Source organism: Streptomyces lanatus (genome assembly GCF_014655715.1).
Lineage (GTDB): Bacteria > Actinomycetota > Actinomycetes > Streptomycetales > Streptomycetaceae > Streptomyces > Streptomyces lanatus.
This window is the reverse complement of the sequence record NZ_BNBM01000009.1, coordinates 141,579-160,841: the sequence shown is the minus strand read 5'-3', so window position 1 is coordinate 160,841 and position 19,263 is coordinate 141,579. Positions and strand designations below refer to the sequence as shown.

At 70.4% G+C, this 19,263-nt stretch carries 18 protein-coding genes; 6 read left to right on the top strand and 12 right to left on the bottom strand.

The annotated features are described in order from the left end of the window. Window positions 1-379 precede the first annotated feature (379 nt). Window positions 380-2,167 carry an ABC transporter ATP-binding protein gene (locus tag IE325_RS24150; protein WP_190072119.1) on the bottom strand — a complete coding sequence of 596 codons (1,788 nt, stop codon included), beginning with the start codon at window positions 2,165-2,167 and terminating at the stop codon, window positions 380-382. Continuing rightward, the gene (locus IE325_RS24145; protein ID WP_190072118.1) at window positions 2,164-4,014 is read right to left on the bottom strand and encodes an ABC transporter transmembrane domain-containing protein; all 1,851 of its coding nucleotides are present in this window, start codon (window positions 4,012-4,014) and stop codon (window positions 2,164-2,166) included. Before IE325_RS24145 ends, IE325_RS24150 begins: the two co-directional genes overlap by 4 nt. A gap of 201 nt (window positions 4,015-4,215) precedes the next feature. Between IE325_RS24145 and IE325_RS24140 the strand changes: the two genes are divergently transcribed. The 3 genes from IE325_RS24140 to IE325_RS24130 all read left to right on the top strand — a co-directional run bounded on the left by IE325_RS24140 (window position 4,216) and on the right by IE325_RS24130 (window position 8,184). Then, window positions 4,216-4,956 carry a L,D-transpeptidase family protein gene (locus IE325_RS24140; RefSeq protein WP_190072117.1) on the top strand — a complete coding sequence of 247 codons (741 nt, stop codon included), beginning with the start codon at window positions 4,216-4,218 and terminating at the stop codon, window positions 4,954-4,956. 51 nt (window positions 4,957-5,007) lie between these two features. Then, window positions 5,008-6,606, top strand: a complete 1,599-nt coding sequence (locus IE325_RS24135; RefSeq protein ID WP_190072116.1) for a peptide-N4-asparagine amidase — start codon at window positions 5,008-5,010, stop codon at window positions 6,604-6,606. Window positions 6,607-6,792: 186 nt separating this feature from the next. Further along, window positions 6,793-8,184: a cation:dicarboxylate symporter family transporter gene (locus IE325_RS24130; protein WP_190072115.1), complete on the top strand. Its 1,392-nt coding sequence runs from the start codon at window positions 6,793-6,795 to the stop codon at window positions 8,182-8,184. Window positions 8,185-8,253: 69 nt separating this feature from the next. Here the strand turns inward: IE325_RS24130 and IE325_RS24125 are convergent, their stop codons facing one another. Continuing rightward, the gene (locus tag IE325_RS24125) at window positions 8,254-8,703 is read right to left on the bottom strand and encodes a MarR family winged helix-turn-helix transcriptional regulator (protein ID WP_190072114.1); all 450 of its coding nucleotides are present in this window, start codon (window positions 8,701-8,703) and stop codon (window positions 8,254-8,256) included. Between the two features lie 142 nt (window positions 8,704-8,845). Between IE325_RS24125 and IE325_RS24120 the strand changes: the two genes are divergently transcribed. Further along, complete coding sequence (locus IE325_RS24120) at window positions 8,846-10,648, top strand: ABC transporter ATP-binding protein (protein ID WP_190072113.1); 1,803 nt, start codon at window positions 8,846-8,848, stop codon at window positions 10,646-10,648. 43 nt (window positions 10,649-10,691) lie between these two features. Beyond that, window positions 10,692-11,555, top strand: a complete 864-nt coding sequence (gene mltG / locus IE325_RS24115) for an endolytic transglycosylase MltG (RefSeq protein ID WP_190072112.1) — start codon at window positions 10,692-10,694, stop codon at window positions 11,553-11,555. A 49-nt stretch (window positions 11,556-11,604) separates the two neighbouring features. On the opposite strand, the gene IE325_RS24110 is transcribed toward mltG, so the two are convergent. The 5 genes from IE325_RS24110 to IE325_RS47075 form a co-directional block, all read right to left on the bottom strand. After that, window positions 11,605-12,702 carry an NAD(P)-binding domain-containing protein gene (locus IE325_RS24110; protein ID WP_190072111.1) on the bottom strand — a complete coding sequence of 366 codons (1,098 nt, stop codon included), beginning with the start codon at window positions 12,700-12,702 and terminating at the stop codon, window positions 11,605-11,607. 47 nt (window positions 12,703-12,749) lie between these two features. Beyond that, the gene (locus tag IE325_RS24105; RefSeq protein WP_190072110.1) at window positions 12,750-13,772 is read right to left on the bottom strand and encodes an ABC transporter substrate-binding protein; all 1,023 of its coding nucleotides are present in this window, start codon (window positions 13,770-13,772) and stop codon (window positions 12,750-12,752) included. 25 nt (window positions 13,773-13,797) lie between these two features. Then, a complete protein-coding gene (locus IE325_RS24100) occupies window positions 13,798-14,535 on the bottom strand; it encodes an ABC transporter ATP-binding protein (RefSeq protein WP_190072109.1) in 738 nt (245 codons plus the stop codon). Continuing rightward, window positions 14,508-15,389 carry an ABC transporter permease gene (locus tag IE325_RS24095; protein ID WP_190072108.1) on the bottom strand — a complete coding sequence of 294 codons (882 nt, stop codon included), beginning with the start codon at window positions 15,387-15,389 and terminating at the stop codon, window positions 14,508-14,510. The genes IE325_RS24100 and IE325_RS24095 overlap by 28 nt, the downstream gene beginning before the upstream one ends. A gap of 111 nt (window positions 15,390-15,500) precedes the next feature. Next, entirely contained in the window at window positions 15,501-15,584 is an 84-nt protein-coding gene (locus IE325_RS47075; RefSeq protein ID WP_349817350.1) for a putative leader peptide, read from the bottom strand. Between the two features lie 123 nt (window positions 15,585-15,707). Between IE325_RS47075 and IE325_RS24090 the strand changes: the two genes are divergently transcribed. Then, on the top strand, window positions 15,708-16,136 hold the full coding sequence (locus tag IE325_RS24090; RefSeq protein ID WP_190072107.1) for a secondary thiamine-phosphate synthase enzyme YjbQ: 429 nt from the start codon (window positions 15,708-15,710) through the stop codon (window positions 16,134-16,136). A gap of 33 nt (window positions 16,137-16,169) precedes the next feature. Here the strand turns inward: IE325_RS24090 and IE325_RS24085 are convergent, their stop codons facing one another. The 4 genes from IE325_RS24085 to IE325_RS24070 all read right to left on the bottom strand — a co-directional run bounded on the left by IE325_RS24085 (window position 16,170) and on the right by IE325_RS24070 (window position 19,200). After that, a complete protein-coding gene (locus tag IE325_RS24085) occupies window positions 16,170-17,774 on the bottom strand; it encodes a polyamine aminopropyltransferase (RefSeq protein WP_190072106.1) in 1,605 nt (534 codons plus the stop codon). 12 nt (window positions 17,775-17,786) lie between these two features. Next, complete coding sequence (locus IE325_RS24080; protein WP_190072105.1) at window positions 17,787-18,224, bottom strand: DUF350 domain-containing protein; 438 nt, start codon at window positions 18,222-18,224, stop codon at window positions 17,787-17,789. 68 nt (window positions 18,225-18,292) lie between these two features. Beyond that, on the bottom strand, window positions 18,293-18,697 hold the full coding sequence (locus IE325_RS24075) for a DUF4247 domain-containing protein (RefSeq protein WP_190072104.1): 405 nt from the start codon (window positions 18,695-18,697) through the stop codon (window positions 18,293-18,295). Next, window positions 18,694-19,200 carry a DUF2617 family protein gene (locus IE325_RS24070; RefSeq protein ID WP_190072103.1) on the bottom strand — a complete coding sequence of 169 codons (507 nt, stop codon included), beginning with the start codon at window positions 19,198-19,200 and terminating at the stop codon, window positions 18,694-18,696. Before IE325_RS24070 ends, IE325_RS24075 begins: the two co-directional genes overlap by 4 nt. Between the last annotated feature and the right edge of the window lie 63 nt (window positions 19,201-19,263).

Sequence of the window (19,263 nt, the reverse complement as noted above, 5' to 3'; positions counted from 1 at the left end):
CGCGGCGACTTCGGTGCCCCCGAGCCGCTATTCCGGGGGTCGCGCCGACCGAGTTCGCCCCGGCCCACGCCGCCCCATCGACCCCAGCTGTCCCACCCCGAGCCCCACCCCCTCCGCGAGCCGCGACCTCGGCGACCATGCCCTCACGACCCGCACACGGGCCCACGGCCGACCGGGGCACCCGACAGCCACCCGCCGCGCCACCAGCTCGACTCGCCCAGACGCCCAGACGCCCGGAAGCCCGGAAGCCCGGAAGCCCGGAAGCCGGGGCGCCGGGGCGCCGAGACCTCACACCACACAGCCCAGCCCGCCCCCCCACCGTCACTCGCCGAGCGCCCGACTCACCCCCTCACCCCCTCACCCCTCACCCATGCCCCCGTCACCCATGCCAAGACCGCCACAACGCCGCATACGCCCCGTCCGCCCTGACCAGCTCCTCATGGCTGCCCAGCTCGCTGATCCGGCCGTTCTCGACGACCGCGATGACGTCTGCGTCGTGGGCGGTGTGGAGGCGGTGGGCGATGGCCACGACCGTGCGGCCGTCGAGGACGCGGGCCAGGGACCGTTCCAGATGGCGGGCGGCGCGTGGGTCGAGGAGGGACGTCGCCTCGTCGAGGACCAGGGTGTGCGGGTCGGCCAGCACCAGGCGGGCGAGGGCGATCTGCTGGGCCTGGGCTGGGGTGAGGGCGAAGCCGCCCGAGCCGACCTCGGTGTCGAGGGCGTCGTCGAGGGAACGGGCCCACGCGTCGGCGTCGACCGCGCCCAGCGCCGCCCAGAGCTCCGCGTCGGTCGCATCCGTGCGGGCCAGCAGCAGATTGTCGCGCAGGGAACCCACGAACACGTGGTGCTCCTGGTTGACCAGGGCCACATGGGAGCGGACCCGCTCGGCGGTCATCCGGGAGAGTTCCGCGCCGCCGAGGGTGATCCGGCCGTGCCGGGGTGCGTAGATACCGGCGAGCAGCCTGCCCAGGGTCGACTTGCCGGCACCCGAGGGCCCGACCAGGGCCAGCCGGGTGCCGGGGGCGACCTCCAGGGAGACCTTGCGCAGGACGTCCACGCCCTCCAGGTAGCCGAAGTGCACCTTGTCGGCGTGCACGTCACGGCCGTCGGGCGCGAGCCCGGCGTCCCCGGCGTCCGGCTCGATGTCCCGGACGCCGACCAGCCGGGCCAGCGACACCTGGGCCACCTGGAGCTCGTCGTACCAGCGCAGGATCAGCCCCACCGGGTCGACCAGCATCTGCGCGATCAGCGCGCCCGTCGTCAGCTGGCCGACGCTGATCCAGCCCTCCAGGACGAACACACCACCGACCATCAGAACCGAGGCGAGGATCGTCACGTGGGTGACGTTGATGAACGGGAAGAGCACCGACCGCAGCCAGAGGGTGTAGCGCTCCCAGGCCGTCCACTCCTTGATCCGCCGTTCCGAGAGCGCGACACGGCGTTCGCCGAGGCGGTGGGCCTCGACGGTGTGCCCGGCGTCCACGGTCTCGGCGAGCGCGGCGGCCACGGCGGCGTACCCGGCGGCCTCCGACCGGTAAGCGGCCGGTGCCCGCTTGAAGTACCAGCGGCAGCCGATCACCAGCAGCGGCACGGCGATCAGCACGGCGGCGGCCAGCGGCGGGGCGGTGACGACCAGCCCGGCCAGCAGCAGGATCACCCACACCACGCCGATCGCCAGCTGGGGCACGGCCTCGCGCATGGCGTTGGCCAGCCGGTCGATGTCGGTCGTGATCCGGGACAGCAGATCGCCGGTACCTGCCCGTTCCAGGACGCCGGGCGGCAGCCCGACCGACCGGACGAGGAAGTCCTCGCGCAGATCGGCCAGCATCCGCTCGCCGAGCGTCGCCCCGCGCAGCCGTACCTGCTGTACGAACACGGCCTGGACGAGGAGCGCGACGGCGAACAGGCCGATGGTGAGCTCCAGATGGAGTTCGCGGTCCACGACGCCGTCGGAGACCCGCTCGACCAGTCCGCCCAGCAGCCACGGACCCGCCATCGAGGCCACCACCGCGACCGTGTTGACGGAGATGAGCAGCAGGAAGGCACCGCGGTGCCGGCGGAACAGCTCGACCACATAGGACCGTACGGTCGTGGGGGCGCCGACTGGCAGGGTGTTCGCCGTCGTCGGGGCCGCCGGGTCGTACTCCGGTGGCGCTACGCCGATCATGCCGACTCCTCGATTTCTTCCAGTTCCTTCAGTACGTCATTGAGAGCGGACCCCGGGCGCACTCGTGCGCGGTCAGCGCCTTCACCTGACGGCGCCTCGCGCAAGGCCGCCTCCTCGTCCGTCTCCCGGGTCACCACGGCCCGGTACCGCGGTTCGGCGTGCAGCAGTTCGCGGTGCACCCCGACCGCCGCGACCTCGCCCTCGTGGATGAGGACCACCCGGTCGGCGTGGTCCAGAAGCAGGGGCGAGGAGGTGAAGACGACCGTCGTGCGTCCGGAGCGCAGGTCGCGCATGCCCTCCGCGATCCGTGCCTCCGTGTGCGAGTCGACGGCCGAGGTCGGCTCGTCCAGGACCAGCACACCGGGGTCCGTGATCAGTGACCTGGCGAGCGCGAGGCGCTGGCGCTGGCCACCGGACAGGGACCGGCCGCGCTCGGTGATCCGGGCGTCCATCGGGTCCTCGGCGTCGAGCGAGCCCTGGACCAGCGCGGCCAGGACGTCCTCGCACTGCGCCGCCGCCAGTGCCTCCTCGGCGCCGACGCCGCCCGACCTGGGCACGTCGAGCAGGTCGCGCAGGGTGCCGGAGAGCAGTACCGGGTCCTTGTCCTGCACGAGGACGGCCGTACGGGCGGAGTCGAGCGGCAACTCGTCGAGCGGGACGCCGCCGAGCAGCACCGGAGTGCCCTCCTCCGAGGGGTGTCCGCCGAGCCGTTCCGCCAGCCGCCCCGCCGCGTCCGGGTCACCGCACACCACGGCGGTGAGGCGGCCGGTGGGGGCGAGCAGTCCGGTGGCCGGGTCGTACAGGTCCCCGGACGGCAGCTCGGAACCGTCGCGTGACCCACCCGTGTCGGTGGCCCGCTCCAGCGACAGCACGCGCGCGGCGCGCCGGGCCGAGGGCCGGGAGAAGGAGTAGGCCATGGCGATCTCTTCGAAGTGTCGAAGTGGATACGTGAGGAGCATGATCGAGCTGTAGACGGCGACCAGTTCGCCGACGCCGACCCGGCCCTCACGGGCCAGATGGACGCCGTGCCAGACCACCGCGATCAGCAGCAGTCCCGGCATCAGCACCTGGATCGCGGAGATCAGGGACCACATCCTGGCGCTGCGTACGGCGGCGTGGCGGACTTCCTGTGAGGCGCTGCGGTAGCGGTCGAGGAAGAGTTCCTCGCCGCCGATGCCGCGCAGGACGCGCAGTCCGGCGACGGTGTCGGAGGCCAGCTCGGTGGCGCGGCCCGCCTTCTCGCGCTGGACGTCTGCCCGCCGGGTCGCGCGCGGCAGCAGCGGCAGCACCGAGACCGCGAGCACGGGCAGGCCCACGGCGACGACCACACCGAGCGCGGGCTGGTAGACGACGAGACCGACGCAGACCACCACGACGGTGACGGCCGCCGCGGTGAACCGCGACCAGGCCTCGACGAACCAGCCGATCTTCTCGACATCACCGGTGGAGACGGCGACGACCTCACCGGCCGCGACACGCCGCGTCAGCGCCGAGCCCAGCTGGGCGGTCTTGCGGGCCAGTACCTGCTGGACGCGGGCGGCGGCGGTGATCCAGTTGGTGACGGCGGTGCGGTGCAGGAAGGTGTCGCCGAGCGCGTTCCCGATGGCGCACAGGACCAGCAGCCCGCCCGCGAGGGCGAGTCGGGAGCCGGAGCGGTCGACGACGGCCTGTACGGCGGCACCCACGCAGAACGGCAGTGCGCAGACGGACAGGAAGTGCAACAGGCCCCAGGCCAGGGCTTTGAACTGGCCGCCCAGCTGGTTCCTGAAGAGCCACCACAGGAATCGGGGACCTGAGCGTGCGTCCGGCACACCCGGGTCGGGATACGGAAGGTCTTGAATCTGCATGACGTCCCAGTGGCTCGTGTAAGTGTGGGGGAGGAGTTGGAGATCGGCGGTCGGATGGTGGCCGGTGCGCGGAGCGGGCAGTGCTCGGCGGTGGCAGCAAACCGTGACAGGTTCGCGTCGCAGCGTGGCCGGGCGCAAACGGTTTTCCGCGACGGCGCTCAGTTCCGGCCCGCGGGCCGGGCCCGGTGCCACCATGGAGCGGTGCGGAACTACGGAGCATGGCGTGCGCTGGTCGTGACGGCGGTCCTCGGATCCCTGCTGACGACCCTGACCGCGTGTGACGCCGGGCAGCACGGCGCAGGAAGCGCGCGCACAGGCGAACCCGCCCCCACGCGCCCGGCCGCCGCCCCTGATCGCACCCGTATCCCGGACATCGACGACCGCTGGCAGCGACGCATCCCCGCCGGCTCCACCCAGGTCGTCGCGGTCTACGGCGCCGGCAAGGACTCCCCGGACTCCAGGGTCGTGCTCTACACCAAGCACGCGACGACCTGGGAGCGCACCCGCGGTTGGCCCGCGCACAACGGCAGGAAGGGCTGGACCACCGATCACCACGAGGGCGACAACCGCAGCCCCGTAGGCGTGTTCACGCTCAGCGACGCGGGCGGCGTACGGAAGGACCCCGGGTCCCGGCTGCCGTACACGCACTCCGCGGCCTTCGCCGCCCCGCGCTGGTGGGCGAAGCCGTACTGGCACGACTTCGACTACGTCATCGCCATCGACTACAACCGCGTCAAGGGCACCCCGCCCAACGACCCCACCCGCCCCGACGGTGAGGAGAAGGGCGGTGGCATCTGGTTGCACATGGACCACGGCAGCGGTACGTCGGCCTGTGTGAGCGTGTCCGAATCGGCGATGCGGTACCTGCTGCGCACGCTCGATCCGCATCGGCAGCCTGTGGTGGTCATGGGGGACAGAGCCGACCTGAATCGCTCACGCTGACGCGGGAGGCCTCATTGCGGCGGATGCCCAACTCCCCGTAGAACACCGGCCATGAAGAGACAGCTCGTCATGTCCATGCTCGCGGGAGTGGCCGGGGCGGCCCTTCTGGCGGGTTCGTTGCTCGGGGCGACCCCGGCCCGATCGGCGGATGTGCCCGCCGAGTTCGGCACCGACTGGCACGACCCGATCACCGCCGCCCCGCCGATCGGCAAGCCGCCCGGCAAGTCCTGCCAAGTCACCGTCGCCGAGGCACAGTTCCGCGACTTCACCCCCTACAAGGGCACCTACACACCACCCGAAGGCTGCGGCGACCGCTGGAGCAAGGTGGTGCTGCGGATGGAGGGCAAGGTCAAGGGACGCCAGTACGACAGGCTCGGCTATCTGCACATCGGCGGGGCCGAGATCTTCCGTACGTCGACGCCCGAGCCGTCACCCGACGGCATCGAGTGGTCCGTGGAGAAGGACGTCACCCGCTACAGCGACACCTTCCGCAGCGGCCAGGACGTCGAGATGCTCATCGGGAACGTCGTCGACGACACCTACACCGGCATCATCGACGTCAAGGTCACGCTGACGTTCTACGCAGGCCGCCCGGCCGCGACCCCCGACCGCGTCCTCACCCTCCAGGACGGCACACTCACCACCCCGCGCAACAGCGAACGCGTCGTCGCCGAGGTGTACGCCACCGGCTCCGGCGGCGGCTGCGAGGAGTTCTGGTATCTGTCGGCACCCGACCCCGCGCCCTACTCCTGCAAGGCCACCGGCGGCCCCTACCGCGAGGTGCAGATCAAGGTCGACGGTCAACTGGCCGGCATCGCCGCGCCGTTCCCGCACGTATGGACCGGCGGCTGGTCCAACCCCTTCCTCTGGTACGTCACTCCGGGCCCGCGCGCCTTCGACGTCAAGCCGATCGAATACGACCTGACGCCGTTCGCCGGCCTCCTCAACGACGGCCGCACGCACCGTGTCGAGGTCTCCGTCGTCGGAGTCCCCGAGGGGCAGAGCGGCTGGAGCGCACCCGTGAACGTCCTCGTATGGCAGGACGCCAAGAGCGCTCACGTCACCGGCGGGCTCACCGGGCACCGGGCCGGCGACCTCGCCAACTCCTCGACGTACACGCCCGGTTCGGAGCATCGCGTGGACACGGAGGGTGGTCATCGGCTGACCGTCTCCGGGTACGTCGACACCTCGCACGGCCGGGTGACGACGACCGTGCGCCGGTCGCTCGCGAACCACTCCGCGCACCGCTGGACCGACGGCGAGAACCTGGACGCCCTCGACGCCACCTGGACGGACGACCAGTCGGTCACGGTCGACGGACGCGGACCGGCCCGAACGACCCGCACCCAGCGGACGTACACGATGGACGGCTCCATCGCCATCGGCGCGGGCGACCGGTTGCGCACCGAGCTGACTCTCGGTGACCGCGCCTCGGTCGTCCTGACCCGGGACGGACGGCACACCGCGTGGTCGTGGCTCGATGACACCGTCGAGGGCGACGCCTCATGGACGTTGAACGTCCCGCGCGATCAACGGCACGCGGTCGGCACGACGAGCGAGCGCTATCGGTCGTACGGCTCCGACGGCTGCTACGACCGTTCGCTGACCAGCGTCCAAGGGGTACTGACGGAGGATCGCAGCCGCTGCTGAGGTGGGTGTGTGCGACGTGTCACCGGGATGTGATGCGCGGGACGTGATTTACACGGATGCAACACGGGGGTCTTGTGTCAGGACATCATCACCCGCAGAGTGATCGGCACGGAATCCGCTTTCCGTATGGCAGAAGTCCCACCGTCCCTAGGGGCTTCTGTGTGCCGCCGTCCCCAAGGAGTACCCGTGCCGCCGTCCGTATCGTCACCGTCCCTGCCGCGACGCGTCGCACGCACACTGCGTACCTCTCTGTTCGCGCAGGTCGCCTGCGCGCTTGTGCTCGGAATCGTCGTCGGGAAGCTGTGGCCCGGCTTCGGAGCGGATCTCCAGCCGCTCGGCGACGGTTTCATCCGGCTGATCAAGACGATCATCTCGCCGCTCGTGTTCTGTGTGGTCGTCATAGGCATCGCCAAGGCCGGTGACCTGAAGGCGTTCGGCCGGATCGGTCTGAAGGCCCTGATCTGGTTCGAGGTCGCGAGCACGCTCGCGCTGGTCATCGGCCTGCTCGCCGCGAACATCGTGCAGCCGGGGTCCGGCATGAACGTCGACCCGTCCTCGCTCGACTCCTCGGCGGTCGACGCGAAGACCGGTGGCGGGCATCTGCCCTCGACGACGGAGTTCGTACTGGAGGCCATCCCCACCTCCTTCATAGGCTCCTTCGCCGAGAACTCCCTCCTGCAAGTCCTCGTGCTGGCCTGTCTGGTGGGTGCCGCGCTGCTGCATCTCGGGCACACCAAGGTGCCGCAGGTGCTGCCCGCCATCGAGCAGGCGCAGGAGATCATCTTCGCGATCGTCGGCTTCGTGATGCGACTGGCACCGATCGCGGTGTTCGGTGCGATGGCCGTGCTGATCGGCAACTACGGGCTCGGCGTCATCGAGACCTACGGCAAGCTGATCGTCCTGTGCTACCTGGCAGCCGCGCTGTTCATCGTGCTCCTCGGGGTCGCCCTGAAGCTGGTCACCGGGCTCAGCCTGTGGAAGTTCCTGCGCTACATCCGCGAGGAGATGCTGCTCGCGCTCGGCACCGCGTCCACCGAGTCGGTGCTGCCCCGGGTGATGCAGAAGCTGCGCAAGGCCGGCGCACGTGACGACGCGGTGGGCCTGGTGCTGCCGACCGGCTACTCCTTCAACCTCGACGGAGCGTCCCTCTACCTGTCCATCGGCACGCTGTTCATCGCCCAGGCCGTGGGCGTGGACCTGAGCCTCGGTCAGCAGATCACCGTCGTCCTGGTGCTGATGCTGACCAGCAAGGGCATGGCGGGCATCCCCGGTTCGGCATTCCTCGCCCTGTCCGCGACCGCGTCCTCGCTGGGCGCGATCCCGGCCGGGGCCGTCGCCCTGCTGCTCGGCGTGGACCGCATCATGGACTCGATGCGTGTCGTCACCAACCTGCTCGGAAACTGCGTCGCCGTCTTCGCGGTCTCCCGCTGGGAGGGCGCGCTGGACAGGGAGCGGGCGAGGAAGGTCCTGGACGGGGAGATCGTGGTCCAACTGGACGACGAGGAGCCGGAGCAGCCGGACCTCAAGAAGCCGGAGCAGCCGGAGCTCAAGAAGGAGACGGCCGCCGAGGCCGGCTGACTTCCCGTACGACCGGACCCGCGGCCACCCCTCCAGCCATACGGAGCGGTGGCCGCGGCCTTTTCCCGCTCAGCAGCGCCGCTCCCCGCCCCCGTCGATCAACGCGTCCAGCAGCTCGCCCAGCACCGCCCGCTGTCCGTCCGTCAGCGGCGCCAGAATCTCCTCCGCGGCCGACCGCCGCGCACCGTGCAGCTCCCGCAGCGCCCCCCGCCCGTCCTCGGTGAGCTCGATCCGGATCACCCGCCGATTCGTCGGATCCGGCACCCGTCGTACTTTTCCGCTCGCCTCCAGCCCGTCGACCAGCGTCGTCACCGCGCGCGGGACCACCTCCAGGCGCTCGGCGAGGTCGGCCATCCGGGGCGGCGAGTCATAGTGCGCGAGGGTGCGCAGCAGGCGCGACTGGGCCGGGGTGACGCCGAGGCCGCACTCCTGGAGGTGCCGTTTCTGGATCCGGTGTACCCGGCGGGTGAAACGCAGCAGCTGCTCGGCGAGCGGGCCGTCGGGATCGGGGGTGGTCATGCGGGAACAATATCAGGACCAGGCTCATTGTGAGTATAGGTAACAATGAGCTAAGCTCCGTCAGCGGTCCGCGCGACCGCATGTCCGCACAGCCCGGTCCGCGCGACCGTCCGTCCGCATCGCCACACCTCCGTAGGAGCCCATGCATCCCGACCACGAACCCACCTGGAAACCATCCGCCGCGCAGCCGGAACAGCCGCGGCAGGTGCGTCGCATCCTGAGACTCTTCCGTCCGTACCGAGGACGCCTCGCGGTCGTCGGTCTCCTCGTCGGCGCCGCGTCGCTGGTCGGCGTGGCCACGCCGTTCCTGCTCAAGGCGATCCTCGACGTCGCGATCCCCGAGGGCCGCACCGGCCTGCTCAGCCTGCTCGCGCTCGGCATGATCCTCAGCGCCGTCCTGACCAGCGTCTTCGGCGTGCTCCAGACCCTGATCTCGACGACGGTCGGCCAGCGCGTCATGCACGACCTGCGCACCGCGGTCTACGGCCGCCTCCAGCGCATGTCGCTCGCCTTCTTCACCCGCACCCGCACCGGCGAGGTCCAGTCCCGCATCGCCAACGACATCGGCGGCATGCAGGCGACCGTCACCTCGACCGCGACGTCCCTGGTCTCCAACCTCACCAGCGTGGTCGCCACGATCATCGCGATGATCGCCCTGGACTGGCGGCTGACGGTCGTCTCGCTGCTCCTGCTGCCGGTCTTCGTCTGGATCAGCCGCCGGGTCGGCAACGAACGCAAGAAGATCACCACCCAGCGCCAGAAGCAGATGGCCGCGATGGCCGCCACCGTCACCGAGTCGCTCTCCGTCAGCGGCATCCTGCTCGGCCGCACCATGGGCCGCTCCGACTCGCTGACCAAGGCCTTCGCCGACGAGTCCGAGCAGCTCGTCGACCTGGAAGTGCGCTCGAACATGGCCGGGCGCTGGCGCATGGCCGTCATCACCATCGTCATGGCCGCCATGCCCGCCTTCATCTACTGGGCCGCGGGCACGGCCCTCCAGCTCGGCGGCCCGCAGGTCTCCATCGGCACGATCGTCGCCTTCGTCTCGCTCCAGCAGGGCCTGTTCCGCCCGGCCGTCAGCCTGCTGTCCACCGGCGTCCAGATCCAGACCTCGCTCGCGTTGTTCCAGCGCATCTTCGAGTACCTCGACCTGCCGATCGACATCACCGAGCGCGAGGACGCCGTCCACCTCGACCGCGTCAAGGGCGAGGTCCGCTTCGAGAACGTCGAGTTCCGCTACGACGGGAAGGGCACCCCGATCCTCGACGGCATCGACGTCACCGTCCCCGCCGGCGCCGGCCTCGCGGTCGTAGGCCCGACCGGCGCCGGAAAGTCGACGCTCGGCCATCTCGTACCGCGGCTGTACGACGTGACCGGCGGCCGGGTCACCCTCGACGGGGTCGATGTACGCGACCTCGACTTCGACACCCTCGCCCGCGCGGTCGGCGTCGTCTCGCAGGAGACGTACCTCTTCCACGCCACGGTCGCCGACAACCTGCGCTTCGCCAAGCCGGAAGCCACCGACGAGGAACTGCACGCGGCGGCCCGCGCGGCCCAGATCCACGACCACATCGCGTCCCTGCCCGACGGCTACGACACGGTCGTCGGCGAGCGCGGATACCGCTTCTCCGGCGGGGAGAAGCAGCGCCTGGCCATCGCCCGCACCATCCTGCGCGATCCGCCCGTCCTCATCCTCGACGAGGCGACCAGCGCCCTGGACACCCGTACCGAGCACGCCGTCCAGGAGGCCATCGACGCCCTGTCCGCCAACCGCACCACGGTCACCATCGCGCACCGGCTGTCCACCATCCGGGGCGCCGACCAGATCGTGGTCCTCGACTCCGGGCAGATCGCCGAACGGGGTACGCACGAGGAGCTGCTGGAGCGGGACGGGCGCTATGCGGCGCTGGTCCGGCGGGACGCCCAACTGGAGCCCACAGGGTGACGATATGCCGGGTTTGTGACCTTGTGCGGGATACCGTGCCCGCATGTACTTCAACACTCCGCCACGGAGCACGATTCGACTGACGCGCCGGGGGCGTATGGCTCTCATCGCCGCCGGCGCCGTCGTGGCCGGTACCGCCGTGGCGGTGCCGCTGCTGGTCATGGGCGAGGAGGAGGCGGCGCGGCCCACCTCGCTGATGATCCCGGAGGGCTGGCGGGCGACCCAGATCTACGCCGCCGTCGACAAGGCCCTCGCCCTGCCGTCCGGTACGACCAAGAAGTCCCTCGGCAAGCTCGACCTCAAGCTGCCGAACGACGCCGAGGGCAACCCGGAGGGCTATCTGTTCCCGGCGACGTACCAGCTGGAGGAGAAGGGGAAGCGGGCGACGCCGGACTCCCTGCTTTCGGCGATGGTCGACACCGCCAACAAGAAGTTCAGCGGCGCCCCGATCGCCGCGGGCGCGCAGCGCAACGCCATGAACGTCTATCAGGCCGTCACCATCGCGAGCATCGTCCAGGCCGAGGCCGCCACCAAGGCCGACATGGGCAAGGTGGCCCGCGTCGTCTTCAACCGGCTCGAACGCGGCATGCCGCTGCAGATGGACTCCACCATCAACTACGCCCTGAACCGCTCCACGCTCAGCACGTCCGAGGCCGACACCCGCATCGACAGCCCTTACAACTCGTACCAGCGCATGGGCCTGCCGCCGACGCCGATCGACAATCCCGGCGACGACGCCATGCGCGCCGCGATCAGTCCGACCGCGGGCGACTGGCTGTACTTCGTCACCGTCAAGCAGGGCGACACCCGCTTCACCGCCGACTACGCGGAACACCAGCGCAATGTCGCCGAGTTCAACGCCCTGCAGAAGCAGCGGCACAAGGCGGGCCCGAAGTCGTCCGAGTGAGCCGTCGGGACGTCATGCGGAGCGTACGGCGAGAGGCCCGACCGTCGGCTCAAGCGGCCACCGGCTCCTCGGCCAGCAGCCGCCTGATGTCCCGTACGGCCGCGCGACCGGCCCGGTTGGCGCCGATCGTGCTGGCCGAGGGGCCGTACCCGACGAGGTGGACGCGGGGATCGGCGACCGCGCGTGTGCCGTCCACGCGGATGCCGCCGCCGGGCTCGCGCAGCCGCAGCGGGGTCAGATGGTCGATGGCGGCGCGGAAGCCGGTGGCCCACAGGATGACGTCGGCGCCCACCCGGGTGCCGTCCGCCCACTCCAGACCGTCCGGTGTGATCCGGTCGAACATCGGCCGACGGTCCAGGACCCCCTCCGCGAGCCCTTGCCGTACGGCGTCGTTCAGCGGCAGCCCCGTGACCGAGACGACGCTCTTCGGCGGCAGCCCCTGCCGGACCCGTTCCTCGACGAGCGCCACCGCGGCGCGGCCCACGTCCTCGCTGAAGGGCCCCTCACGGAAGACGGGCGGGCGCCGGGTGACCCAGGTCGTGGCGGCCGCGTAGGGGGCGATCTCCAGCAGATGCTGGGTTCCGGAGGCCCCACCGCCCACCACGACAACGCGCTGACCTGCGAACTCCTGCGGCCCCGGGTACTGCGCGGTGTGCAACTGCCGCCCCCGGAACGTCTCCTGGCCCGGGTAGCGGGGCCAGAACGGACGGTCCCAGGTGCCGGTCGCGTTGATCAGCGCCCGAGTCGCCCAGGTCCCCGCCGAACTCTCGACCAGCAGCCGCCCGCCCGGACCCTCGCGCACGGCACGCACATCGACGGGCCGCCGGACGCGCAGGTCGAAGGTCCGCTCGTAGGCGTCGAAGTACTCGGCGATCACCTCGGACGACGCCCGCCCCGGATCGGCCTCGGTCAGCTCCATACCCGGCAGCGAGTGCATCCCGTGCACGTTGCCGTACGTCAGCGACGGCCACCGGAACTGCCAGGCCCCGCCCGGACCGGGGGAGTGATCGAGGACGACGAAGTCACGGTCCGGCTCGAAACCGGTGCGCCGCAGGTGATAGGCGCTGGAGAGCCCTGCCTGACCAGCGCCTATCACGACCACGTCGACTTCGGTCGCCTCGGTTTCGACCGCCTCAGTGTTGTTCACGTTTCTACTAACGGCCGAGGGGGCGCGGATCTTCCCCCCCACCTCCCTCAGCCTTCCGAGGCGCGGGCCGTCGTGGTCGACGGCGGCAGATCGCCGTTGTAGCGCTCGTCCACGAAGTCGCCGAAGTCCACCTTCTCCGGGATGAGCTTCAGCTCCGTGAACGTGTCGGCGATCTCCTGCTCGGAGGCGATGAGCGGCTTGTCCACCGCGACCGAGATCCGGGTGGCGTTCGTCCGCCGCACCGAGGCCAGGGCCACCTCGTAGGGGAGCCCGGTGTCCTTCGCCCAGACCTCGGCCCACTCCTCCTGGTGGTCGTGCACCCACGCCGTGGCGCGCCGCAGCCGCTCCAGGTAGTCCTTGATGGCGGCGGCCTTCTTCTTGTCCCGCAGCGCGTCGGGTGCCGCCACCTGGAAGGTCAGCCCGTTGGTGATGCCGTCGCCGGTCGTCAGGATCCGGCCCTGCTTGGACAGCAGCACCTGCGACGTGTACGGGTCCCACACCGCCCAGGCGTCGACCTTGCCGGCGCTGAACGCGGCCAGCGCGTCGGCCGGTTGGAGATACTTGACCTGGACGTCGCTCAGGCTCAGCCCGACCTTCTTCAGGGACGCGACGAGCTGGTAGTTGGCGGACGAACCCTGCGCCACGGCGATCGACCTGCCCTTGAGCTGCTCGGGCCGCGTCAGCTTCGAATCGCTCGGCACGAGGATCGCGTCGCCCTTGGAGGTGCCCTTGAAGGCGGCCACCGCCGTGATCTTCGAGCCCGCGCCGGCCGCGAACACCGGCGGTGTGTTGCCGACCCCGCCGATGTCGACGGCCTTGGCGTTGACGGCCTCCAGGAGCGGCGGGCCCGAGGTGAAGGTGGACCACTTGATCCGGTAGTCGAGGTTCTTGAGCTCCCCGGCGGCACGCAGGATGGCCTCCGAACCGCCCTTCTGGTCAGCGACGTTCAGGATGAGTGACCCCTTGCCGTCGATGTCCGTCGAGCTGTCGGCCGCCGAGTTCCCGCCGCAGGCGGTGAGCAGGAGCGCGAAGGGGAGGAGGAGTGCGGCGGGGACGAGGCGTCGTCGCATGGTGGTTCCGTTCTGGGGTGGGTGATCAGGCGGCTTCGGCGGCGGCGTCGACGCCGAGACGGTGCAGGAGTTCGGCGCGCAGTTCGGCGAAGCGCGGGTCGGTGATGTCGCGGGGGCGGTCGAGGTCGACGCGCCGCTCGTGCGCGATGACCCCGCCGTCCATCACCAGGACACGGTCGGCGAGCAGCACGGCCTCCTCGACGTCGTGCGTGACGAGCAGGACCGCGCAGCCGCGCCGCTGCCACAGCTCAGCGACCAGGCGCTGGGCCTTGATCCGGGTGAGCGCGTCGAGCGCGCCGAACGGCTCGTCGAGCAGCAGCAGATCGGGCTCGCGCACCAACGCCCGTGCCAGGGAGGCGCGTTGAGCCTCACCGCCGGACAGTGTCTTGGGCCAGGCGTCCGTACGATGGTCCAGGCCGACCTCCTTGAGCGCCTGCTCGGCGACGTCGCGGCCCGGCCTGCCCGGCAGCCCGAGCAGCACATTGCGCCACACCCTCTTCCACGGCATCAGCCGCGGCGCTTGGAAGGCGACCGCCTTGCGGCGCGGCACCAGCACGGTGCCCTCGATCTCGCGGTCGAGGCCGGCGAGGATGCGCAGCAGGGTGGACTTTCCGCAGCCGCTGCGCCCGAGGAGGGCGACGAACTCGCCCGGCCGGACGTCGAGTCGGAGGTCGTCGATGACGGCGCGTCCGTCGAAGGAGCGGGTCAGCCCCTCGACGTGGACCGCCTGCGTGCTCACCGGCCGGTGAACGTCGGTCGCCATTGCAGCAACAGCCTTTCGAGAGAGCGGACGACGAAATCGGCGAACAGGCCGAGGAAGGCGTAGACGATCAGGCAGACCACGATCACATCGGTCCGCAGGAAGTCCCGTGCCTGCACCATCAGGAACCCAATGCCGGAGTCGGCGTTGACCTGCTCGGCGAAGACGAGGGCGAGCCAGGCGATGCCGAGCGAGTAGCGCAGCCCGGTCAGGGCACCGGGCAGCGCACCCGGCAGCACGACGTGCCGCACGAGCCCCCACCTCGACAGCCCGAGGGACTCCCCGGCCTCGATCAACTGGGCGTCCACGCCGCGGATACCGGCGTACACATTGAGGTACAGCGGGAACGTCACGCCGAGCGTGATGATGGCGACCTTGGGTGCCTCGCCGATGCCGAACCAGATGATGAACAGCGGGATGAGCCCGACGAACGGCACGGTCCGCAGCATCTGCACGGGCGCGTCCACCAGGTCCTCGCCGACCCGGAACAGCCCCGAGACCAGGGCGAGCCCGGTCCCGACGAGGGTGCCCAGCGCCAGCCCGGCGGCCACCCGCTGCAGCGACGTCCCCATGGCCGAGGGCAGCGAGCCGTCGGCGACCATGTCGCTCGCGACCTGGGCGATACGGCCGGGGGAGGCGAGGACATCGGCGGTCAACACCCCTGTGGCGCTGAGCAGTTGCCACAGGAAGAGCAGCAGCACCGGGCCGGCGGTGCGGCGCAACCAGCGCGGGACGCGGGTGCGGCGGGAGGAGGCGGGATGGAGGGGGACGACGTCGATGGAGGCCGGTGTCCCAAACCCCAACTTGGGGGAAATATCCGTCTGGGAAGAGCCGGGTGGGGCATGGCTGATGCTCATGAATGCTCCAGAGGGCGATGAGCGTGAACGGGGACGCGCGTCAGCGGCGCCGGTTCGGATCAGAACCGGCGGATACGCGGCAGGCGCGCGGGTGAAGGGCGGGGAAGGGCGTCAGCAGCCGCGGCGACACGCGGCGGAGGCCACCCGCAGCAGGTCGATATGACCGCGCGTGGTGAGCAGGGCTGAACGCAACATGCCGCAGAACGTAGCCAGATGGCGTGGCCATGGTCAACGGCGTCTCGCGGAGTGGACCTGGCGTATCACGCCCTGGCTGTCTCCTGGCGCGTGACGTCGCGGGCATGGGCGAGGATGGGGGACATGCCAGACGCCTTCACCACCCGAGTTCTGAACGTCGCCTCCGGCCCCTCCGAGCGGGTCGTGGATCTCACCCGCGACTGCGAGGCCTTCCTCCGGGAAGCGGCGGCCGGCCGCGACGGCCTGCTGAACATCTTCGTGCCGCACGCGACGGCCGGTGTCGCGATCATTGAGACGGGCGCGGGCAGCGACGACGACCTCCTGGCCGCCCTGCACACCCTCCTGCCCGCCGACGACCGCTGGCAACACCGCCACGGCAGCCCCGGCCACGGCCGCGACCACGTCCTCCCGGCCTTCGTCGCACCGCACGCGACGCTGCCGGTGCTGGAGGGGCGGCTGGAGCTCGGGACGTGGCAGTCCGTGTGTCTCGTGGACACAAATAGGGATAATGCCGAGCGAAAGGTGCGCATCACCTTTCTTGCGGGGGCGTGAGCCGTTCCTTGGGAAGGCCTCGACCGCGAACGGTCAGTAGTTCTCCCACTCGTCTAGCACATACTCCAGCACAGCCGGGTCCATCAGCGTGCTCGGCCGTACGTCCTGGCGGCGGCGGTCCACGGGGAACACCTGGGCCGCCTTCAGGACCGGCTCGTCCAGGTAGCGCAGTCGCGGGGCGTTCGATGACAGCCGCAGTGGTGGGGACGTGCCGCCGCCCGGTGTGGCCAGGACGAAGCCCCAGTTGCCGAAACTCGGTACGTCGACCTGGAATTCGGTGGTCGAGTAGCCCGCCGTCTCTATCGTCTTCGCGATCGACCAGTACGTCTTCGGCGCGAAGAACGGCGAGCCGCTCTGCACCATCACCCTGCTCTGCGGCGTCAGGACCTGGCCGAGCAGGTGGTAGAACTCCACCGAGTACAGCTTGGCCAGCGCCGCCGTGTCCGGGTCGGGGAAGTCGATGACGACGGCGTCGTAACGCTGCCGGGCGCCGCGCAGCCAGTTGAAGGCGTCGGCGTTGACGACCTTGACCCTGGGGTCGTCCAGCGCCTTGTCATTGAGGTCGCGCAGGGGCGTGAAGTCACGCGCGAGCCGGGTCATCGCCGGGTCCAGCTCCACGAGGGTGACTTGCCGCACGTCGTCGTAGCGCAGTACTTCGCGCAGTGCGAGCCCGTCGCCGCCGCCCATGATCAGCACGTTGGCGCGGGGGCCCGCGAGCGTGGGGTGGACGAGGGACTCGTGGTAGCGGTACTCGTCGACGGAGCTGAACTGGAGATCGCCGTTGAGGAAGAGCCGGATGTCCGGTTCGCCGGTGAAGGCGGTGGAGCGGGTGACGACGATCTCCTGGTACGGCGTCGTCTCCGCGTGGATGATCGGGTCCCGGTACATCTGCTGACGTGCGGTCACCTCCAGGTCGTCCGCGAGCGCGTACGCCGTACCGAGCACGGCCAGGACCGCCGTGACCCCGGCCAGCAGGGCGTTGCGCACCCAGCGCCTGATCTGCCGGCGGAAGATGAACACCACCACGATGACCCCGGCCACCGCGTTCACCGCGCCGACCACCAGCGCGCCCTTCAGCTGGCCGAACGTCGGCAGGAGCCACAGCGGGAAGCCCAGGCCGCCGACCAGCGCACCGATGTAGTCGACGGCGAACATGTCGGCGACCGCGCTGCCCGCCTCCTGCCGCCGGATCCGCTGGAGCAGGGTCATCAGCAGCGGGATCTCGGCGCCGATCAGCAGGCCGACGGCTACCGCGACCACGATCATCGCCGGGGTGTAGAGCTGGAGCCAGGCGAACGCCGAGTACAGCACCAGCACCGACAGTCCGCCGACCAGCGCCAGCACACCCTCCACGAGCGCGAACGCGCCCACCGCGCGGCGGCGAAGGGGTTTGGCGGCGAGCGAGCCGAGCCCCATGGCGAACACCATCACGGAGATCACCACGGAGGTCTGAAGCACCGAGTTGCCGATGAGGTAGCTGCCCAGCGCGGTCAGGGCAAGCTCGTACACGAGGCCGCAGGCCGCGCAGAGGAACACGGCGAAGAGCAGCAGAAAGCGCGCCCCCCGGGTCTGCCGGACGACCGGGGGGCGGGAGGGTGCAGCGGTGGTGTCGCGGCCTTGCACGGTCGTGGTGCTCATCGTGCGGCGCCGTTACGAGATCGCCGCGCCGACCATGAACCCGGTGCCCAGGTACATGCCGGCCTGGACCCAGGCGGCGGGGTGCGGACGGGCGTCCTGGTCGTCGAGGACGACAGCGCCCATCTGGCCCGGCGTGAACACGCCGATCACGATGCCGACGATGGTCATCACCAGCACCCCGGCCAAGCCGTACAGCAGCGTGCTGACCAGGCCGTAACCGAGGCCCTGCTCTGACTCGCTCGCCTCGATGGCCTTCATGATGACCAGGCCCACGGCGACGGACTGGCTGCCGAGCAGGACGGCCGCGCCACGGTTCCGGTCGGTCCACACCACGTGGTACAGCTTGCCCGGCGTGACGAGGTCGAGGGCGATGAAGCCGACGGCCATCACGACGAGGCCCACGACTCCGTAGAGCAGGGCCTGGCCGGTCGACTCGAAGATCTCGGTCACTGCGTTGCCTTTCGTTCCTGGAAAGGGGGCGGGTTCGAGGTGTGAACAAGGGTTGTGCGGGAGGAGCGTTACTTGCCCTCGCCGGGGCCGCCGCCGCGGAAGCTCGCGCTGTCCGGATTCGGCCAGTAGGTGAGGTGCCGCTGGTGGCGGTGGTAGCCGTTGCGGTAGTCCTCGATCTCGATCAGACTGCCGCTCCGGTACGGCGAGACGGTGACCATGTCGTCGCCGTAGCGCAGGAACTCCTTGCTGTCGCCGGAGGCGCGGTCCAGTTCCTCCCGCTCCGCGTGGATCGCCTGGGCGACCTCGGTCGGGCTGCTGTCCGGGTCGAGCCAGTCCGACCCCGTCGCGGTGTACGTCTTCCTGATCCACTCGCGCGGGACCGCTTCGTTGTCCCCGTCGCTGGAGCAGGCGGTGAGCAGGGGCGCGGCCAGGGCGGCCGCCACCGCTGCGCGGACGAGTCGGGCGCTGTTCATCGGGCCTCCAGCCGGCTGTACGTCGATACGATCTGGCCGGTCTGCGGATACGTGTGCCAGGTGCGCCAGACGAGCCCGTCGCCGTACGGTCCCTCGACCGCCTCCGCGACCACCGCGGTGACCGCCTCCGGCGAACCGGGGAAGACTCCGCACAGGCTGTGCTCGGAGTCGGCGGCCTGGCCGAGAACCCGCGCCACCTCGGCACCGAACTCCTCGGGGACCAGCCGGCGGGTGGTGGCGCCGAAGTCGTAGACCCAGCCCGGCAGATGGCGAGTGCGGGTCTCGGGCAGCCCCCGCACCGCGCCTTGCAGACAGGCCACCGTCTCCCGCACGGGACCGGCGAACACCTGATGCGAGGCCCCGAGCAGCCGAAGCCGCACGTCGAGCCCGCTGAGCGACACCACACGTTCTGCCAGCGCCGGACGCTCCGTCAGGTCCAGCGAGAAGCAGAGTTGATCCGCATCCGTGTCCAGATAGGGCGCGTCCAGAGAGACGGCGTTCACACGGCCCCCCGGTCGTTTCCTGCCATGATCGGCGCCCGAGTATGACACATCTGTTCACGGGAG

What these genes read in the sequence shown, in the direction of transcription:
- IE325_RS24105 (WP_190072110.1), bottom strand. Translation starts at nt 13,772, where the DNA reads ATGCGACGACGCCTCGTCCCCGCCGCACTCCTCCTCCCCTTCGCGCTC.
- IE325_RS24075 (WP_190072104.1), bottom strand. Translation starts at nt 18,697, where the DNA reads ATGAACAGCGCCCGACTCGTCCGCGCAGCGGTGGCGGCCGCCCTGGCC.
- IE325_RS24145 (WP_190072118.1), bottom strand. Translation starts at nt 4,014, where the DNA reads ATGCAGATTCAAGACCTTCCGTATCCCGACCCGGGTGTGCCGGACGCA.
- IE325_RS24125 (WP_190072114.1), bottom strand. Translation starts at nt 8,703, where the DNA reads ATGACCACCCCCGATCCCGACGGCCCGCTCGCCGAGCAGCTGCTGCGT.
- IE325_RS24090 (WP_190072107.1), top strand. Translation starts at nt 15,708, where the DNA reads ATGCCAGACGCCTTCACCACCCGAGTTCTGAACGTCGCCTCCGGCCCC.
- IE325_RS24120 (WP_190072113.1), top strand. Translation starts at nt 8,846, where the DNA reads ATGCATCCCGACCACGAACCCACCTGGAAACCATCCGCCGCGCAGCCG.
- IE325_RS47075 (WP_349817350.1), bottom strand. Translation starts at nt 15,584, where the DNA reads ATGTTGCGTTCAGCCCTGCTCACCACGCGCGGTCATATCGACCTGCTG.
- mltG (WP_190072112.1), top strand. Translation starts at nt 10,692, where the DNA reads ATGTACTTCAACACTCCGCCACGGAGCACGATTCGACTGACGCGCCGG.
- IE325_RS24100 (WP_190072109.1), bottom strand. Translation starts at nt 14,535, where the DNA reads ATGGCGACCGACGTTCACCGGCCGGTGAGCACGCAGGCGGTCCACGTC.
- IE325_RS24085 (WP_190072106.1), bottom strand. Translation starts at nt 17,774, where the DNA reads ATGAGCACCACGACCGTGCAAGGCCGCGACACCACCGCTGCACCCTCC.
- IE325_RS24095 (WP_190072108.1), bottom strand. Translation starts at nt 15,389, where the DNA reads ATGAGCATCAGCCATGCCCCACCCGGCTCTTCCCAGACGGATATTTCC.
- IE325_RS24150 (WP_190072119.1), bottom strand. Translation starts at nt 2,167, where the DNA reads ATGATCGGCGTAGCGCCACCGGAGTACGACCCGGCGGCCCCGACGACG.
- IE325_RS24135 (WP_190072116.1), top strand. Translation starts at nt 5,008, where the DNA reads ATGAAGAGACAGCTCGTCATGTCCATGCTCGCGGGAGTGGCCGGGGCG.